This is a genomic window from Collinsella sp. MSK.8.10, assembly GCF_019041915.1.
Taxonomy (GTDB): domain Bacteria; phylum Actinomycetota; class Coriobacteriia; order Coriobacteriales; family Coriobacteriaceae; genus Collinsella.
In genome coordinates this window covers 259,801-276,955 of sequence record NZ_JAHPYF010000002.1, presented here as the reverse complement: position 1 = coordinate 276,955, position 17,155 = coordinate 259,801, and the positions used below count along the sequence as shown (strand labels likewise).

21 protein-coding genes are annotated in these 17,155 nt (G+C 60.1%); 20 read left to right on the top strand and 1 reads right to left on the bottom strand.

The window, feature by feature from the left end:
• Positions 1-3 precede the first annotated feature (3 nt).
• The 18 genes from rplF to KTF55_RS04175 all read left to right on the top strand — a co-directional run bounded on the left by rplF (position 4) and on the right by KTF55_RS04175 (position 11,043).
• Positions 4-540, top strand: coding sequence for a 50S ribosomal protein L6 (gene rplF, locus KTF55_RS04260; protein ID WP_006235263.1), 537 nt, complete (start codon positions 4-6; stop codon positions 538-540).
• 75 nt (positions 541-615) lie between these two features.
• Positions 616-984, top strand: a complete 369-nt coding sequence (rplR, locus tag KTF55_RS04255) for a 50S ribosomal protein L18 (protein ID WP_006235264.1) — start codon at positions 616-618, stop codon at positions 982-984.
• A gap of 14 nt (positions 985-998) precedes the next feature.
• Positions 999-1,523, top strand: a complete 525-nt coding sequence (gene rpsE / locus KTF55_RS04250) for a 30S ribosomal protein S5 (protein WP_022094279.1) — start codon at positions 999-1,001, stop codon at positions 1,521-1,523.
• Positions 1,524-1,525: 2 nt separating this feature from the next.
• Entirely contained in the window at positions 1,526-1,708 is a 183-nt protein-coding gene (rpmD, locus tag KTF55_RS04245) for a 50S ribosomal protein L30 (protein ID WP_006235266.1), read from the top strand.
• Positions 1,709-1,711: 3 nt separating this feature from the next.
• Positions 1,712-2,161, top strand: a complete 450-nt coding sequence (gene rplO, locus KTF55_RS04240; RefSeq protein ID WP_006235267.1) for a 50S ribosomal protein L15 — start codon at positions 1,712-1,714, stop codon at positions 2,159-2,161.
• Positions 2,155-3,441, top strand: coding sequence for a preprotein translocase subunit SecY (gene secY, locus KTF55_RS04235; protein WP_035137447.1), 1,287 nt, complete (start codon positions 2,155-2,157; stop codon positions 3,439-3,441). The genes rplO and secY overlap by 7 nt, the downstream gene beginning before the upstream one ends.
• Positions 3,442-3,459: 18 nt before the next feature.
• Positions 3,460-4,086, top strand: coding sequence for an adenylate kinase (locus KTF55_RS04230; RefSeq protein ID WP_217108046.1), 627 nt, complete (start codon positions 3,460-3,462; stop codon positions 4,084-4,086).
• Positions 4,083-4,871, top strand: a complete 789-nt coding sequence (gene map / locus KTF55_RS04225; RefSeq protein WP_217108045.1) for a type I methionyl aminopeptidase — start codon at positions 4,083-4,085, stop codon at positions 4,869-4,871. Before KTF55_RS04230 ends, map begins: the two co-directional genes overlap by 4 nt.
• 104 nt (positions 4,872-4,975) lie before the next feature.
• Positions 4,976-5,194, top strand: coding sequence for a translation initiation factor IF-1 (gene infA, locus KTF55_RS04220; protein ID WP_035137443.1), 219 nt, complete (start codon positions 4,976-4,978; stop codon positions 5,192-5,194).
• Between the two features lie 150 nt (positions 5,195-5,344).
• Entirely contained in the window at positions 5,345-5,458 is a 114-nt protein-coding gene (gene rpmJ / locus KTF55_RS04215; RefSeq protein WP_006363204.1) for a 50S ribosomal protein L36, read from the top strand.
• A 14-nt stretch (positions 5,459-5,472) separates the two neighbouring features.
• Positions 5,473-5,847 carry a 30S ribosomal protein S13 gene (gene rpsM, locus KTF55_RS04210; protein ID WP_022094275.1) on the top strand — a complete coding sequence of 125 codons (375 nt, stop codon included), beginning with the start codon at positions 5,473-5,475 and terminating at the stop codon, positions 5,845-5,847.
• A gap of 14 nt (positions 5,848-5,861) precedes the next feature.
• Positions 5,862-6,266: a 30S ribosomal protein S11 gene (gene rpsK, locus KTF55_RS04205; RefSeq protein ID WP_006235274.1), complete on the top strand. Its 405-nt coding sequence runs from the start codon at positions 5,862-5,864 to the stop codon at positions 6,264-6,266.
• A gap of 19 nt (positions 6,267-6,285) precedes the next feature.
• On the top strand, positions 6,286-6,882 hold the full coding sequence (gene rpsD, locus KTF55_RS04200) for a 30S ribosomal protein S4 (protein WP_006235275.1): 597 nt from the start codon (positions 6,286-6,288) through the stop codon (positions 6,880-6,882).
• 32 nt (positions 6,883-6,914) lie between these two features.
• Complete coding sequence (locus KTF55_RS04195; RefSeq protein WP_006235276.1) at positions 6,915-7,856, top strand: DNA-directed RNA polymerase subunit alpha; 942 nt, start codon at positions 6,915-6,917, stop codon at positions 7,854-7,856.
• A 30-nt stretch (positions 7,857-7,886) separates the two neighbouring features.
• A complete protein-coding gene (gene rplQ, locus KTF55_RS04190) occupies positions 7,887-8,354 on the top strand; it encodes a 50S ribosomal protein L17 (protein WP_217108044.1) in 468 nt (155 codons plus the stop codon).
• 92 nt (positions 8,355-8,446) lie between these two features.
• Positions 8,447-9,271: a tRNA pseudouridine(38-40) synthase TruA gene (gene truA, locus KTF55_RS04185; protein ID WP_217108043.1), complete on the top strand. Its 825-nt coding sequence runs from the start codon at positions 8,447-8,449 to the stop codon at positions 9,269-9,271.
• 161 nt (positions 9,272-9,432) lie between these two features.
• On the top strand, positions 9,433-10,473 hold the full coding sequence (locus KTF55_RS04180) for a glycosyltransferase (protein ID WP_217108042.1): 1,041 nt from the start codon (positions 9,433-9,435) through the stop codon (positions 10,471-10,473).
• A gap of 132 nt (positions 10,474-10,605) precedes the next feature.
• On the top strand, positions 10,606-11,043 hold the full coding sequence (locus tag KTF55_RS04175; RefSeq protein ID WP_006235280.1) for an arginine repressor: 438 nt from the start codon (positions 10,606-10,608) through the stop codon (positions 11,041-11,043).
• 188 nt (positions 11,044-11,231) lie between these two features.
• Here the strand turns inward: KTF55_RS04175 and KTF55_RS04170 are convergent, their stop codons facing one another.
• Positions 11,232-13,445 (bottom strand): transglycosylase domain-containing protein, encoded by a 2,214-nt coding sequence (locus tag KTF55_RS04170; protein WP_217108041.1) that lies wholly within the window; start codon positions 13,443-13,445, stop codon positions 11,232-11,234.
• 162 nt (positions 13,446-13,607) lie between these two features.
• Here KTF55_RS04170 and KTF55_RS04165 point away from each other — a divergent pair, with 162 nt between their 5' ends.
• Positions 13,608-15,566 (top strand): U32 family peptidase, encoded by a 1,959-nt coding sequence (locus tag KTF55_RS04165; RefSeq protein WP_217108040.1) that lies wholly within the window; start codon positions 13,608-13,610, stop codon positions 15,564-15,566.
• A 96-nt stretch (positions 15,567-15,662) separates the two neighbouring features.
• Complete coding sequence (tyrS, locus tag KTF55_RS04160) at positions 15,663-16,874, top strand: tyrosine--tRNA ligase (RefSeq protein WP_006235283.1); 1,212 nt, start codon at positions 15,663-15,665, stop codon at positions 16,872-16,874.
• Positions 16,875-17,155: the final 281 nt, after the last annotated feature.

Here is a 17,155-nt window from a genome sequence, read left to right as displayed (position 1 = left end):
ACCGTGTCTCGTATCGGTAATAAGCCTGTCCAGATTCCCGCCGGAGTCGAAGTGGCAGTCAACGGCAACAACGTTGTCGTCAAGGGCCCCAAGGGCCAGCTCGAGCTCGATGTCTTTGAGAAGCTCGCTATCAACGTCGAGGACAACGTCCTCACCGTTTCCCGTCCCGACGACGAGCGTGAGACCCGTGCCCGCCACGGCCTCACCCGCGCTCTCATCCACAACATGGTTGTTGGCGTTTCCGAGGGCTTCGAGAAGAAGCTCGAGCTCGCCGGCGTCGGTTACCGCGTGCAGCAGAAGGGCAAGAACCTCGAGTTCTCCCTGGGCTTCTCGCACCCCGTGATCGTCGAGGCTCCCGAGGGCATCACCTTCGAGGTTCCCGACAACACCCACGTGAACGTCAAGGGTATCAACAAGCAGCAGGTCGGTCAGATCGCCGCTGAGATCCGCGGCCATCGTCCTCCCGAGCCTTACAAGGGCAAGGGTATCCACTACGTTGGCGAGCACATCCGCCGCAAGCTGGGTAAGGCCGCCAAGTAGTCGTAACCGACTCACTCGCATAAGACCAGCACCCCGTCAGGTGCTGGCAAGATCAACCTTTTTAGGAGTTTACGTATGAACAAGCATAAGGCGAAGCTGGAAGGCCTCAAGCGTCGTCAGCGTCGTGTTCGCGGCAAGGTCTCGGGTACTTCCGAGCGTCCGCGTCTTCGCGTGACCCGTACTAACGCCAACATCTATGCCCAGATCATCGACGACAGCAAGGGCTCCAGCCTGACGCTCGTCTCTGCCTCGACCCTCGAGGCCGAGTTCAAGGGCACCCACACCTCGAACAAGGAGGCTGCGGAGAAGGTCGGTCAGCTCGTTGGCAAGCGCGCCATCGAGGCCGGCATCACCAAGGTCGCCTTCGATCGCGGTGGCCGTATCTACCATGGCCGCGTCAAGGCCCTCGCCGACGGTGCTCGTGCCGCCGGTCTCGAGTTCTAGGAGGTATGTAGCACATGGCTCGTAATCAGAAGCAGCAGCGCGAGGCCTCCGAGTTCGAGGAGCGCGTCGTTTACATCAACCGCGTGTCGAAGACCGTCAAGGGTGGTCGTCGCATGAGCCTCGTCGCTCTCGTCGTCGTTGGCGACGGCAAGGGCAACGTCGGCGTTGGCATGGGCAAGTCCGCTGAGGTGCCCATGGCCATCTCCAAGGCGTCTCTCGATGCCAAGAAGAACATGTTCCACGTGCCGGTGACCGATCAGGGTACCATTCCGCACGAGGTTCTCGGTCACTTTGGTGCCGGCCGCATCATCATCAAGCCCGCTGTCGAGGGTACCGGCGTTATCGCCGGCGGCGCTGTGCGTCCCCTCTTCGAGCTTGCTGGCATCAAGAACGTCCTGTCCAAGTCCCTCGGTACCGACAACGGCCTCAACATCATCAAGGCTGCCGTCGAGGGCCTCAAGGAGCTCTCCAGCCCTGAGGACGTCGCGGCTCGCCGTGGCCTGACGGTCTCCGAGATGTTCGTCGGTAAGGAGAACTAAGCATGGCTGACACCATCAAGATCAAGCAGGTCCGCAGCACCAACGGTTGCAAGCAGGACCAGGTCCGTACTGTCCGTGCCCTCGGTCTCCACAGGATCCGCGAGGTTCGCGAGATTGCTGACAACGAGTCCGTCCGCGGCATGATCTTCAAGGTCAAGCACCTTGTCGAGATTGTAGAGGAGTAGCAAATGCAGCTTCACGATCTTACTCCCGCGCCCGGTTCCACCAAGAACCGCAAGCGCGTCGGCCGTGGCAATTCTTCGGGTCACGGCACCACTTCTGGCCGCGGTCAGAAGGGCCAGGGCTCTCGCTCTGGTGGCACCAAGGGTGCCGGCTTCGAGGGTGGCCAGACTCCGCTGGCTATGCGCCTGCCCAAGCTTCCGGGCTTCCGCAACCCCCGTCGTATCGAGTACACCGCTGTTAACGTTGAGCGTCTCGAGCGCAAGTTCGAGGACGGCGCTGTGATCGACGGTGCCGCTCTTAAGGCCGCTCGCATCACCAAGAGCGAGTTCGAGCCCGTCAAGGTGCTCGGCAATGGTGAGCTCACCAAGAAGTTCACGGTCAAGGTCGACAAGGTCAGTGCTTCTGCGCAGGCCAAGATCGAGGCCGCCGGCGGAAAGGTCGAGCTGCCGTGCTAAATGGTCTTAAGAATGCTTTCCGCATCAAAGAATTGCGCGAAAAGATTCTTTTTACCATAGCTATGCTCGTCGTGTACCGCATTGGTGCGCACGTTCCTGTGCCCGGCATTCCCTTCCAGGGGATGCTGGGCCTTTTCTCGACCGATAACAATTCGGTCGCCGCAGGTGCTATGGCCCTCCTGAATCTTTTCTCTGGCGGCGCTTTGAGCTATGTGTCGGTGTTTTCGCTGGGCATCATGCCTTACATCACCAGCTCGATCATCCTCCAGATGCTCCAGGCCGTCGTGCCTTCCCTGCATGAGCTTGCCCGCGAGGGCGAGGTCGGTCAGACCAAGATTACGCAGTATTCGCGTTACCTCACCTTGGCTCTGGCAATCCTCAACTCCGTGGGTTACCTCTTCCTCTTTAAGAGCTTCGGCATCAGCTTTAATGGCGCCGGCGCTCCCGAGATCATCTTCGACCTCATGATCGTCGGTACGCTCACTGCGGGCGCCATGCTGATCATGTGGATTGGTGAGCTCATCACCCAGCGCGGTATCGGCAATGGCATGTCGCTGATCATCTTTGCGAACATCATGGCCGGTCTGCCGCAGGCTATCTTCTCCAGCACCGAGGGCAATGCCGGTGGCATCATCACCATGGTGATCATCTGCGCCATCATCCTGCTGGTTATCCCGCTGATTGTTTTCCTTGAGCGCGGCCAGCGCCGCATCCCGGTCTCCTACGCCAAACGCGTCGTGGGCCGTCGCATGATGGGTGGCCAGACCACCTACCTGCCCATCAAGGTCAACACCGCGGGTGTCGTGCCGATTATCTTCGCTTCGGCGCTGCTGTACTTCCCGGCTCAGATTGCCGTGTTCTTCCCCGGCATCGGCTGGATCCAGGCAGTTGCCTCTGCGCTTTCGACCGGTTGGCTCAACTGGGTGCTTAATGTTGTGCTCATCGTGTTCTTCGCGTACTTCTACACCTCCATGGTGTTTAACCCCGATGACACGGCCGACAACCTTAAGAAGCAGGGCGGCTTTATTCCGGGCGTGCGTCCGGGTAGGGCTACCGCGGCCTACATCAAGAACGCGCTCAACAAGATTACGCTTCCCAGCGCTGTCTTTTTGGCGCTCATCGCCATCGTGCCTTCGATCATCTTCTCCTTCACGGGTAACCATCTGATCCAGGCATTTGGCGGCACGTCCATCCTCATCATGGTCGGCGTCGTGCTCGACACGGTCGATAAGCTCGAAGGCCAGATCAAGATGTATGATTACGATGGATTCTTTAAATAGGCTAGAGGAGGATTGCTCATGAACCTCGTATTGCTCGGAGCTCCGGGTGCCGGTAAGGGCACCGTCGCACAGGAGCTCGTCGCCGAGTTTGGCGTCGCCCATATTTCCACGGGCGACCTGCTGCGTGCTGCCGTCAAGGGTGGCACCGAGCTTGGTATTCAGGCTAAGAAGTACATGGACGCTGGCGAGCTCGTTCCCGACCAGCTCGTGATCGACCTTGTCAAGGAGCGCCTTGCCGCCGATGACGCCCAACAGGGCTTCATCCTCGACGGCTTCCCGCGCAACACCGCCCAGGCTGTGACGCTCGATTCCGAGCTTTCCGCCATGGGTCGCGAGATCGACTGTGCCCTTCTGGTCGATGTGGCCCCCGAGGTCATTATCGATCGTCTGTCTTCGCGTCGCACCTGCCTCGCCTGCGGTTACACCGGCACCGCTGCCGATGCTACCTGCCCCAAGTGCGCAGGCGAGATGTATCAGCGCGACGACGACAAGCCCGAGACCATCAAGAACCGTCTCGACGTCTACGAGAAGTCCACGAGTCCGCTCGTCGACTACTATCGTGGCCAGGGTCTGCTCAAGTCGGTCAACGGTGACCAGGCTCGCGAGACCGTGTACGGGGATGTCAAAGAGGCTCTCGGTCTATGATCAAGATTAAGTCTGCAACGCAAATCGAGCAGATGAAGAAGGCAGGAGCGCTATCTAAGATGGCGCTCCGCCACGTTGGAGCCATGGTGCGCCCCGGCGTTTCGACTTTTGAGCTCGATCAGCTCGCGGAGCAGATTATCCGCATGCATGGCGGCACCCCGGCCTTTAAGGGTTACGGCGGGTTCCCGGGGACCATTTGTGCATCGATCAACGATGCCGTGGTCCACGGTATTCCCAACCCCGACATGATCCTGCGCGATGGCGATATCATCTCCATCGATACGGGAGCCGTTGTCGACGGTTGGGTCGGCGATAACGCTTGGACGTTTTTCGTCGGCACCCCCACGCCCGAAGCCAAGGCTTTGTGCGAGGTCACGCGCGATTGCCTTAAGGCTGCCATCGAGCAGGCTGTTCCCGGTAACCATATCGGGGACGTCGGTTATGCCGTTCAGTCCCTCGCCGAGTCTCACGGTTACGGCGTACTTCGTGATTATGTGGGCCATGGCATTGGTCGCGTGATGCACGAGGACCCCAACGTTCCTAACTATGGAAAGAAGGGGAGGGGCGTTCGCCTCCAGGCCGGCATGGTCATTGCCATTGAGCCGATGGTTACGATGGGTTCCAACCATGTGAGCACGGGCTCCGACGGTTGGATTGTTACGACCAACGACCACCTGCCCGCCGCGCACTACGAGAACACCGTCGCCATTACCAATGACGGTCCGGTGATTCTCACCACGGATGCGCAAGGTGCCTGGTGTTCCTTGCGGGGCGGAGAAATGTAACAAGTTCCACTTAGTTGTGGAGCCATTACGAAGTTATTACGATGCGTGCATACGTGTTGTAGAATACTCAATCGCTGTCGTTTTCTAGAGAAAGATGATTGCTTGTGAAGAAGGAAGACGCAATTGAGCTCGAGGGTACGGTAAAGGAACCGCTGCCTAATGCCATGTTTAAGGTCGAGCTCGAGAACGGTCATTCGGTTCTGTGCAACATTTCTGGCAAGATCCGAATGAATTACATCCGCATTCTCCCCGGTGACAGGGTTGTCGTGGAGCTTTCCCCGTACGACCTGACCCGCGGCCGCATCACCTATCGCTATAAATAGCGGCACGCATACACGCACTCCATTTCCGGCTGCAGGCTTAGCTCAACCTACGGTCGGATTGTGTGTGAAGACCAGCCATAGTTTTAAACGCCTGCGGCTGGGCGAGTAGATAGTAGGGAAGTAGTTTGAGCGCTACCGAAAGGAAGAACGATGAAGGTACGTCCTTCGGTCAAGAAGATGTGCGATAAGTGCAAAATCATTAGGCGCCATGGCAAGGTCCTCGTCATTTGCGAGAACCCCCGTCATAAGCAGCGTCAGGGTTAAGAGAGGAGACTACGTTGGCCCGTATTAATGGTGTCGACCTCCCGCGTGAGAAGCGCGTTGAGATCGGTCTGACCTACATTTACGGCATCGGCCGCACCACTGCGACGAAGATCTGCGTCGAGTGCAACGTTAACGTGGATACGCGCGTTAAGGACCTCACCGAGGATGAGGTTAACGCCATCCGCGATTATATCGATAAGAACCAGATCATGGTTGAGGGCGACCTCCGCCGTGAGCGCAACCAGAACGTCAAGCGCCTTATGGACATCGGCTGCAACCGCGGCCTTCGTCACCGCAAGGGCCTCCCGGTCCGCGGCCAGCGCACCCACACTAACGCTCGTACCCGCAAGGGCCCGAAGCGTCAGATCGGTGCTAAGAAGAAGAAATAAGGAGCGCTAGATAGATGGCTACTGCTAAGAAGAACGTTCGCGCTGCCCGTCTGAAGCGCGCGGACCGTAAGAACATTTCCGTGGGCCAGGCTCACATTCGTTCTACGTTCAACAACACGATCGTTTCGATCACCGATCCCCAGGGCAACGTCATTTCCTGGAAGTCGGCTGGCCAGGTGGGCTTCAAGGGCTCCCGTAAGTCCACGCCGTTCGCTGCCCAGATGGCTGCCGAGGCTGCTGCCAAGCAGGCCATGGAGCACGGTATGAAGAAGGTTTCCGTCTTCGTCAAGGGCCCCGGCTCCGGTCGTGAGACCGCCATCCGCTCCCTCCAGGCTGCTGGCCTCGAGGTCTCGAGCATCCAGGACAAGACCCCCATTCCGCACAACGGCTGCCGCCCCAAGAAGCGTCGCCGCGTGTAACTGAAAGGATCGTATCAATATGGCAATCGACAGGACTCCTGTTCTTAAGCGCTGCCGTCAGCTCGGGATCGATCCCGCTGAGCTCGGTTACAGCAGCAAGAAGGAATCTATCCGTCAGCCCAAGCGCCGTCGCAAGGAATCTGAGTACGGCATGCAGCTGCGCGAGAAGCAGAAGGTCAAGTTCATCTATGGCGTTCTGGAGAAGCAGTTCCACGGCTACTTCAACAAGGCCCGCAAGATGAACGGCGTCACCGGTGAGAACCTCATGATCATCCTTGAGTCTCGCCTCGACAACGTCGTCTTCCGTCTTGGCTTCGCCCGCACCCGCAAAGAGGCTCGTCAGTCCGTCCGTCACGGTCACTTCACCGTGAACGGCAAGCGCGTGGACATCCCGTCCTACCGCGTCAAGGCCGGCGACGTCGTCGCTGTCGGCGAGAAGTTCCGTGACCTCCTCCCCATCAAGGAGGCCCTGATTTCCTCCGAGCGCTTTGAGGTCCCTGGCTGGCTCGAGGTCGATATCGAGAAGCTGTCTGGTAACGTGCTCGCTCTGCCGACGCGTGAGCAGATCAGCGGTGATATCAACGAGCAGCTCATCGTCGAGCTCTACTCTAAGTAGTCCATCCGGGCTGCTGAGGCTGGAGGTAATACATGTCAGAATTCATTAGGCCTCAGGTTCAGGTCGAAGAGATCAACGAGACGTCTGCTCGTGTCTCCGTCGAGCCGCTCGAGCGTGGTTACGGCGATACGCTGGGTAACTCCCTTCGTCGCGTTCTTCTGTCCTCGCTCGAGGGTGCCGCCGTCGAGGCTATTCAGATCGATGGTGCGCAGCACGAGTTCATGACCATCCCTAACATGGTCGAGGATGTCACCGACATCGTCCTGAATGTCAAGGGTCTTGTCTTCAGGGCTCTCGGCACGACCGACGAGGCGACCGCCACCATCTCGGTTGACGGCCCCTGCGAGGTCACCGGTGCGGACTTCTTTATTCCGTCCGAGTTTGAGCTGGTCAACCCCGAGCAGCACATTGCTACGCTCACCGAGGGTGGCCATCTCACCATGAGCATGCGCATCGGCTATGGCCGCGGCTATGTTTCTGGCGAGGCAAACAAGCGCGACAACGATCCCATCGGTGTGATCCACGTCGACTCGCTGTACTCGCCGGTTTCCCGTTGCGCCAAGCTCGTTGAGGCTTGCCGTGTCGGTCAGCACACCGACTACGACCGCCTTGTCCTCGAGATCGAGACCAACGGCTCCATCGCCCCGCGCGACGCCGTGGTCCAGGCTGCCAATATCATCAACCAGCATATGGCCGCCTTTATGAACCTTGCCGAGACCCCCGAGGTCGAGGAGGAGGCTTCGATCTTCGCTCCCGAGGTCACCAACGACAACGCCGAGCTGGACAAGCAGATCGAGGATCTGGACCTTTCCGTCCGTTCCTACAACTGCCTTAAGCGCGCCAGCATTCACTCGGTCCGTCAGCTCGTTGAGTTCTCGGAGAACGATCTGCTCAACATCCGTAACTTCGGTGTTAAGTCGATCGAGGAAGTGAAGGACAAGCTTGAGTCCATGGGCCTGAGCCTGAAGGCTTAATGCTTCGCATATTTGAGGAGAAACTAGACCATGCGTCACAACGTTAAGAAGGGCCTGAAGCTCGGCACCGATGCGAGCCACACCAAGGCCATGAAGAAGAGCCTTGCTAAGGCCCTCTTCGAGAACGACCGCATCAAGACCACCGAGACTCGCGCTAAGGCGCTGCGTTCGGTCGTCGATCCGATCATCACCTGGGCCAAGAAGGGCGACCTGCACTCTCGTCGTCTGGCTATCGCCAAGCTCGGCGATAAGCAGCTCGTTGCCGAGATCTTCGACAAGGCTGCTCAGGGTATGTGGCAGGACCGCAACGGCGGTTACACCCGCATCATGAAGCTCGGTAACCGTAAGGGCGACAACGCTCCCATCGTTATCATGGAGCTCGTCACCGAGCCTTGCACGCCTAAGGTCAAGAAGGCTGCTCCGGCCCCCAAGAAGGCCGCTGCTCCCAAGAAGGTCGAGGCCGTGGAGGAGGCTCCTGCTGAGGAGACCGCTGAGTAGACATTCCGTCTGCATAGGCTATATTCGAGGGGTACGTTCGCGTACCCCTCTTTTTTTGTCGCAATACCGTTGCTTGTTTGTAGGGAGCGCCCATGACCGCGCCGTCTGATTTCAATTCGATTCCTGAGCTCGATGCCACGCTCGTTTTCCGCGTGGCCTACGATGGCTCGTCCTATAGCGGCTTTGCCGAGCAGCCTGGCCAGACGACGGTTGCGGGCGAGCTGCGCCGCGCTATCGAGACGCTCCTGCGCCGTCCGATCGACCTGACGTGCGCAGGGCGCACCGATGCCGGCGTGCATGCGGTGGCGCAGTACATTAGTGTGCCCGTAACGGACGCTGAGCTCGCGTGTACGCGCCGTAGGTGGCTGAGGGCCATGGATGCCCTGCTGCCCAAAGATATCGCCATAAACGAGGTTTACAGGGCCCGTAAAGGCTTTTCTGCACGTTTTGACGCGCGTTCCCGTACGTATACGTACCGTATTGCCGATCGCGACGCGCGCCCTGTGCTTTCGCGCGGTGCGGTGTGGTGGCATCGCTACCCATTGGATGTTGAGGCGATGTCTGCGGCCTGTCCCGCGCTGCTGGGCGAGCAGGACTTCAAGAGCTTTTGCAAGGTGGCGTCTGCCGTGGGCAAGCCCACGCACCGCTGCGTGATGCGTGCCGAGTTTGGCCATGAGGTTGCGTTTGGCGAGGACATCCTGACGTTTACCATCGAGGGCAATGCGTTTCTGCATTCGATGGTCCGCACGATCGTGGGCACGCTTGTCGAGATTGGCATGCATCGCCGTGAACCCGAGTGGATGCGCGAGGTCATCGATGCTTGCGATCGTACCGCTGCGGGCCCCACGGCTCCTGCCTGCGGCCTTACGTTTATGGGCGTGGATTACGATCCCGCCGAGCTTGTCGTGCTCGACTAGGGGAGGGCTCGACGCGCCGTTCGTCGGCACCTGTCATCTGTGGGCTGCGCGTGTGCAACATCTGTTCTTGGCGTGCAGTGCAACCGGTGTCTCATTGCTTTTATTGCCGGGGTGTACCATGAACGACAGTTTGATTCATTGCTGTCGAGAGGACGGATAACTTGGTTCGACGTGGCTCGCATCCGCGACTTTCGGTGATCCTTGTAGTAGAAGGTTCGCCCAGCTATGCGATGCGTGCGCTCGAGAGTATCCAGAACCAAGACCTCTATGATTTGCAGATTGTCGTTGTCTGCCGCGATGCTGCGCCCGGTGTGCGCCATTCGCTTCAAGTTGCTGCCGACAGGGACATCCATATTGATTTGATTGATGTCGAGGACGCGAAGCGCGGCGCTTGTCTTCGTGCCGGTTTTGATGCCTCGCGCGGCTCTCACATCATCGCCATGAACGCCGATGAGTGGTTTGCTCCGCAGGCCCTTTCCAAGATGGTCGATATCGCGTGCGATACTGCGGCAGACATTGTGCTCCCCTCGGTGTCGCTCGATCGATACGATGCGCATCGCGAGCGTCATTCGCGCGTCTTGGATGCTACTCATATTTCCATTGATGGCAAATCTTCGATGGTGGCCGGGCTGCCTCAGTTGATTTTGGGCGGCCTAGTCGCTCAGACCTCTGGCGTGATGTATAGCCGTCCGCTGTTTGAAGCATGCCTGTCGCGTGGCAAGGCGTACCGTACGGTTGAGTTTATGGCTTATGCGCTCTCGCAGGCACGATTCGTGTCCGGCTGCGGCGACGCTTGTTTCCACGCGGTGGCACCTAAGCTTACAGATGCCTTTGATCCCACCATGTATGCCAGAATATCCGATGACACTCGAGCGCTCGACGAGCTTGCGGACTCACTCTCGGAAGCAGATAGCGGTGGTCGGCTCAAGCTGGCAAGCCAAAAGTTCTACTTTGCCGGACTGGTCGCCTGCATCGAGAACTTGTGTCTGAGCCCGCATGGAGTGTCGTCAATCGAGCGTTCCGCCCGCATGCGTGATATGCTCGAGGCGCCTCGAACCCGTCAGATGGTCGCCGCGCTCAAGGATAACCATCGGGGACTTGGTCTGTTGTTTGGGCCGATCGCCAGCGCCAAGCCCGCGCGCTGCGTGATGTGTACGCATCTGGCAGCTTTTCTTAACCGGACGGGCGCAAAAACCTCCTAAACGGCTCATTTCGAAACAAATTTGCATAGAATTGTTTCGAAATGCGTTCTTATACACAAAAGCCTTCAAATAGCGTTAAACTATTCAATCACTGATTGATTGTCTCCGCCATCTTTTGGAGAGAGGGTTTGTATGGCTAAAAAACGCAATGGGCGCCAGGATGCCATTAGAGATATTGTGCGCAATAAGGACGTCCGCACGCAGCGCGTGCTGGTCGATGAGCTCCGCGCTATGGGCTTTGATTGCACGCAGGCGACTGTCTCTCGCGATATTGCCGATATGGGGCTGCGTAAGCTCCCTGAGGGCATCTATGTTCTGGCAGAGGACCTGCACCTGCAGCGTATGGTTTCCGAGCTCGTAACGGGCGTTCTGCGCACCGATAATCTGGTTATGATTAAGGCTCAGCCTGGCACGGCTTCCGGCATCGCCGCCGCTGTTGATGCGGCAGAGCTGCCCGATGTGCTTGGCTCGCTTGCCGGCAACGATACGATTTTGGTTATTGCCCAGACGGCCGAGGACGGCGAGCGTCTCGAGGCGCTGATCAATAAGCTGAGCAATTCTCGCAAGTAGGCGTGCGGGTCGTGCGCTCGGCCCTGCGCGCGCTGACATAGTTGCCTGTAAGGGGGTATCGACGAGGGTCGGTACCCCCTTTTTGTTTGCCGGTATAAAGACCGCCTGCCAGGTCGCTTTAAACTAAAAGGCCCCCGAGCAGTTGAATAAGCTGTTCGGGGGCCTTGTTGCTTATGGCCGGATGATTTCTAGCCGACCGTATCGTCAGGCGTGGGCGAGGGGTCGGGAGTGGGCGTGGGCGTGGGCGTAGGCGTGCCGCCATCGCCGCCGGTCGAACCACCGGTGGAGCCGCCCGTCGAGCCACCGGTCGTACCGGTGCCGCCGGTGGTGTCGCCGCCCGTGGTCTCGGTGGTCGTGGTCGTCGTGGTAGTCGTTGTAGTGGTGGTTTCCTCTTCGTCCTCGTTCTCGTCCTTGTCCTTGTCCTTGTCGTCGTTCTCCGTCTTCTTGGTGTTGTTGGTGCCGTAGAACTTCCAGACGCTGTTGTTCTTATAGGTGGGCGCCGTTCCGGTCGCAAACTCCTCGCGCTCGGTACCGGTCAGAACGGTGTTCATAAACCGCTTAAAGACAGGCAGGTTGGTGCTGTCGCCCAGCAGGTCTGTGCCGTATTTTTGGATGGGGATCTCGCCCGCGGAATAGCCGGTCCACAGGGCGCACGCCAGCTGCGGGGTATAGCCGCAGAACCACAGGTTGGTGGTGTTGTCGGTGGTGCCCGTTTTGCCGGCATAGGGCTGGTTGACGCTCAGGGCACCGGCAGCACCCGTACCGCCGCCCTGCATGACGCCGGACAGAACATCGGTGACCGCGGCGGCCTCGCCCTCGGTAAGCACCTGTGAGGGATTGTCGGTGTGCTGGTACAGCACCGAACCGGTACGAGAGTCAATCTCGGTGATGGCGATCGGCTGGCGATAGTAGCCGCCGTTGGCAAACGTCGCGTAGGCGGCGGCCATCTCGAGCGGCGAGATCGAGCCGGTGCCGAGGGTCATGACGGGAACGTCCTCGATGTTGTCCTTGGCGGGATCGATGCCGAGCTTTTTGACGAGCGAGATGATCTTGCTGTTGCCGACGGCTTCCGCCACCTGGATGTAGCCGGTGTTGGAGGAGTATGCCGTCGCCTGCTTAAGCGTGATGTTGCCATAGCTATGGTTGGCGTAGTTTTGGACCTCGGTCGTGGTGCCCTTGGCCTTGAGCGGCGAGTTGCAGTTGAGGGTGACGTTGGGGTTCATGCCGTTTTGGATGGCAGTTGCCAGCGTAAAGGCCTTAAAGGTGGAGCCGACGGGACGCTTGGCCGTGGCATGGTTTACGTGGTTCTCGTCGGCGTTGTAGTCGTAGCCGCCCACCATGCACTTGATGTAGCCGGTCTTGGGGTCGACGACGACCATGCCCATGTCCAGGCCGTCGAGCGAGAGCGTGTCGAGCTGCTCTCGGACGGCATTCTCTGCCACCTGCTGCATCGTGGGGTCGATGGTGGTCTTGACGGTCAGGCCGCCCTTAAAGAGCACGTCGGTCGAGAACTCCTGCTCCAGCAGCTGCTTAACATAGGCGACAAAGTAGGGCTGTGAGTATACGTCGACGCCGCTGCCCGAAATCTCGGTCACGTTGAGGGTGATGGGCTCGGCCTGTGCGGCATCATGCTCCTCCTGCGTGATGTGGCCCAGGCGCAACATGTTGTCAAGGACCTTGTTGCGACGGGACAGCGCCAGGTCGGGGTTGACCGTGGGGTCGTACTGCGAGGGCGAGTTGGGAAGGCCGATGAGCAGTGCGGCCTCGCTCAGGGTGAGGTCGGCGGCGCTCTTGGACAGATAGGTTTCGGCTGCGGCCTCGATGCCGTAGGCGCCGTGACCGTAGTAGATGGTGTTGAGGTACATCATGAGGATCTCGTCTTTGGAGTACATGTCCTCCATCTTGACGGCGATGTAGGCCTCGCGCACCTTACGCTCGATGGTCGAGTCGAACTGCTCCTCCTGCAGGATGGTGTTGCGCACCAGCTGCTGGGTGATAGTCGAGGCGCCTTCGTGCCCGCCGCCGAGGGTTGCCACCGCAGCACGCGCGATACCCCACAGGTCGATACCGCCGTGCTCGTAGAAGCGCTCGTCCTCGACGTCAACGGTGCCCTGCAGCACGTAGGGGGAGACCTCGTCCTTGGTGATGGACTTGCGGTTTTGCGTGTAGAAGCTCGCAATCTTGTTGCCGTTGCAGTCGACGATCTCGGTGGGCTCGCTCACCAGATACGCGTTGGCGTCGGTGTAGTCGGGCAGATCGGACAGCCAGCGGTTGACGTTGCCGACCATGCCGATGCCAAACGCCACGCCCGCGATAAGCAAAAAGCCCAAAAACGAGAGCAGGATTATGGGCAGAGCATGCGTCTTTGAACGGCTGCGTCCCTGTCGTTGGCGAGGACCCATATATTGACCTCCAGGTATGTCGTGCCGGACGGTGGATGTGCCGTCGGGGCAGGATGGACATAAGTTATTACACGATAAACCAAACGGGGCGCGCGAGGCCTCGTGTATGCTGGAAGACGGCATTTTTCAGAGTGAATGCATACCTTGGTAAGGAGTATGTCGATGGCGATTCGGACGATGGGGCCGAGCGGACAATACGAGACTGGATTGGATGCTGCCGGTGCGGCGCTGCCCGAGCTGCTGGCGCCGGCGGGCGGACTCGACCAGATGCTTGCGGCCATCGCCGCGGGTGCCGATGCCATCTATGCGGGGTTGGGCGGCTTTAACGCCCGTGTGAGCGCCCATGGCTTTACGGATGACGAGTTTGCGCGCGGCTGCGCCGTGGCGCATGCCCATGGCGTGCGTGTGTACGTAACGCTCAACGTGTTCGTGTTTGACGATGAGTTGTCCGACGCGGTGGCGTTGGGAGCTCATGCACTGGAGTTGGGCGCCGATGCTCTGATTGTCGCCGATGCCGGGTTGGCCTGCGCGCTGCGCGCGGCGATTCCCGGGGTCGAGATTCACCTGTCCACGCAGGCGGGCGCTCATAGCGAGAGCGCCGTGCGGCTTGCCGCCGATGAGCTTGGGGTCGAGCGCGTGACGACGGCACGCGAGCTGACGGTCGACGAGATTGCGGCGCTATGTGCCACGGGCGTGCCCATCGAGGTATTCTGCCACGGTGCGATTTGCATCGGCTATTCGGGGGCGTGCGAGTTCTCGGCCCTGCGGCGTGGGCGCTCGGCGATGCGCGGCGACTGCACGCAGCCGTGCCGTTTGGCGTACGACCTGGTGGACGAGGCTGGACAGAGCGTTGTCGCCGTCGAGGGAGATCGCCTGCTGTGCCCGCGTGACTATCTGGGTATTGCGCATCTGCCCGAGCTTGTAGATGCCGGCGTGGCGTCGCTCAAGATCGAGGGGCGCATGAAGAACCCTGATTACGTATTCAACGTGGTGCGGGTGTGGCGCCGGGCACTCGATATGCTGTGCGACGGCGCGTGGGACCCCGGTGCCGTGGAAGAGCTCGAGCGCGAGCTGGGAAGGTCGTTTAACCGTGGGTTTACCGATGCGTACCTGCGAGGACGTTCGGGTGCCGAGCTTATGAGCTTTGAGCGTGCGATCAACCAAGGTGTGCGCGTGGGACGCCTGGTGGCCGTTGGCCACGAAGAGGTGACCGTTGAGCTCGATGCCGCCGTGGCGGCGGGTGACACGCTCGAGATTCGGTTCTATCCGGGTGCCGACGCGCGTCCCGATGTGCCCAAGCGCTGGCCGCAGGTGCCCTGTCCGGTGGATGCCGCGGCGGGGGAGCGCGTCGTCGTGCATTGCAAGCGTAAGGTTGACACGGGCTGCGAGGTGTACCTGATTCGCAGCGCCGGCGTGTTGGATCAGACGGCGGCGGTGTTGGAGCGCATGCGGGCCGAGGCGGATGCGATTGCGCCCGTTGCGCGTGCCGTTGAGGTACTGCCCTTTGAGGACGTTGCGGTGGATGGCGGTGCGTCGACGGAGTTGGTGGAGTGCGCGGTTCCCACTCGCATGATTTTTGCTTGGCAGCTGATGGATGCCGACCCGCGCGGAGAACTCGATTTGTCCGACGCCGTTGTGGTGCTTGACGAGGTGTGCCGCACGGGTGACGCTGGCCAGACCCGCTCACTGATGCAGCGTGCCGGGCGCGTCGTCTGCCGCAACCTGGGACAGGTGGTGATCGCTCGCGAGCTAGGCGTGACGTTTGACGTGGCGGCGCCGGTGTTCTGCGCGAATCGGGCCACGCTTGCCTGGCTGCGCGGACTCGGTGCGGGGCGGGTGTACTTGCCGGCCGAGTTGCTCGGCAATGATGCGGGGCGTATTGCCGAACTGACGGCCGAACCAGGTGTTCTGGGCCCTGTCGACGCCGACCGTCCCGAGCTTATGGTGTGCGAGCACTGCCTGCTGACCGCCGAGGGCGTCTGCGCTACCGATGCGACGGGACAGGTTCGTTGCCGCGACTGCTCGCGCCGTCAGCAAACGCGCTATTTAGTTGAACGTGACGGTACGCGTCTGCCGGTCGCCGTTGACGCGTGCGGCAGGACGAGGATTTTCCTGTCGTAGGTGCCGCGTCGCGTCAGTTTGTTATCATATGAGAGTTTATGGACTTCCAGCACCGCCGTATCCGGTGAGGGTGCTATAGCAAAAGGAGGATACCCAATGCTGTCTGTTGACGAGCAAATGCGTATCATCACCTCGGGCGCTGCCCAAATCGTTCCCGAGGCCGACCTTCGCAAGAAGCTTGAGAAGGGCGAGCCCCTCAACATCAAGCTCGGCGTCGACCCCACCAGCCCCGACCTGCACCTGGGCCACGCCGTGCCGCTGCGCAAGATGCGCCAGTTCCAGGACCTGGGCCACAACGTTACCCTTATCATCGGCAACGGCACCGCGCTGATCGGCGACCCCTCGGGCAAGAATTCCACCCGTCCGCAGCTTTCGCAGGAGCAGATTGAGGCCAATGCCGAGACCTATGTGAGCCAGGCCATGAAGATCCTGGATCCCGAGAAGACCACCATCGTGCACAACGGTGACTGGATCTTGTCGATGGATCTGGCCGGTCTGCTGCAGGTGTGCTCCAAGTTCACCGTCGCCCGCATTCTTGAGCGCGATGACTTTACCAAGCGCTACCAGTCTCAGACGCCGATCGCCCTGCATGAGTTCCTGTATCCCGTGATGCAGGCTTTCGACTCCGTGCAGATCAAGGCCGACGTGGAGATGGGCGGCACCGATCAGCTCTTCAACCTGCTCGCCGGCCGCGAGCTCATGGAGAAGATGGGTATGGAGCCGCAGATTGCGCTCACCATGCCACTGCTTGAGGGCACCGACGGTGTGCGCAAGATGTCCAAGTCCTATGGTAACTACATCGGCCTGACCGACGCTCCCAAGGATATGTTTGGCAAGACCATGTCCATCCCCGACGAGATGATCGGCAAGTACTATCGTCTGGCCAGCTCGCTCACCCCGGCCGAGGTCGACAAGATCGACGCCGCCCTGGCCGATGGTTCTGCCGACCCCTACGAGCTCAAGCGCGCTCTGGGTCGCGACCTGTGCGACACCTACCACGGCGCCGGCGCCGGCGACGAGGCTCAGGCCGAGTTCGACCGCGTATTCAAGGAGGGCCAGCTCGCCGACTTCCCCGAGAAGCACGTTGAGCTGACCGTCAACGACGAGGGCCAGATCTACCTCGCCGGCCTGCTCAAGGATTTGGGTCTTTCGGCGAGCGCCGGCCAGGCCCGTCGCGACATCGACGGCGGCGGCGTCAAGATCAACGGCAAGGCCGTGGCTCCCAAGAGCTACAACATCGATCCCAGCGCCCTCAAGCTGGGCGACACCCTCTCCGTGGGCAAGCGCAAGGGCTTCAAGTTGATTTAGTTCCGCCGTTCTAACGAACGGCGGACCGGCCGACGCTGCGCGGGCCGCATTTGGACAATCTGACGTTCAACTTCAAGGGCGCGACCAGAAGGTCAGCGCCCTTTCGTTTCACGTCACCTTGTCTCAAATGCGGCCCGCTCGCTGTCGTTGCCAAAACATCGGCGCTTCCGTTGTTGGCACTTTGGGACGTTCCTTCTGTGCCGGCACTTTGGGACAATCCTTGCCATTAATGCAAAGCAACCTGTCCCCATTGCGTCAAGCGGCGTGTGCCGTTAAGCGGA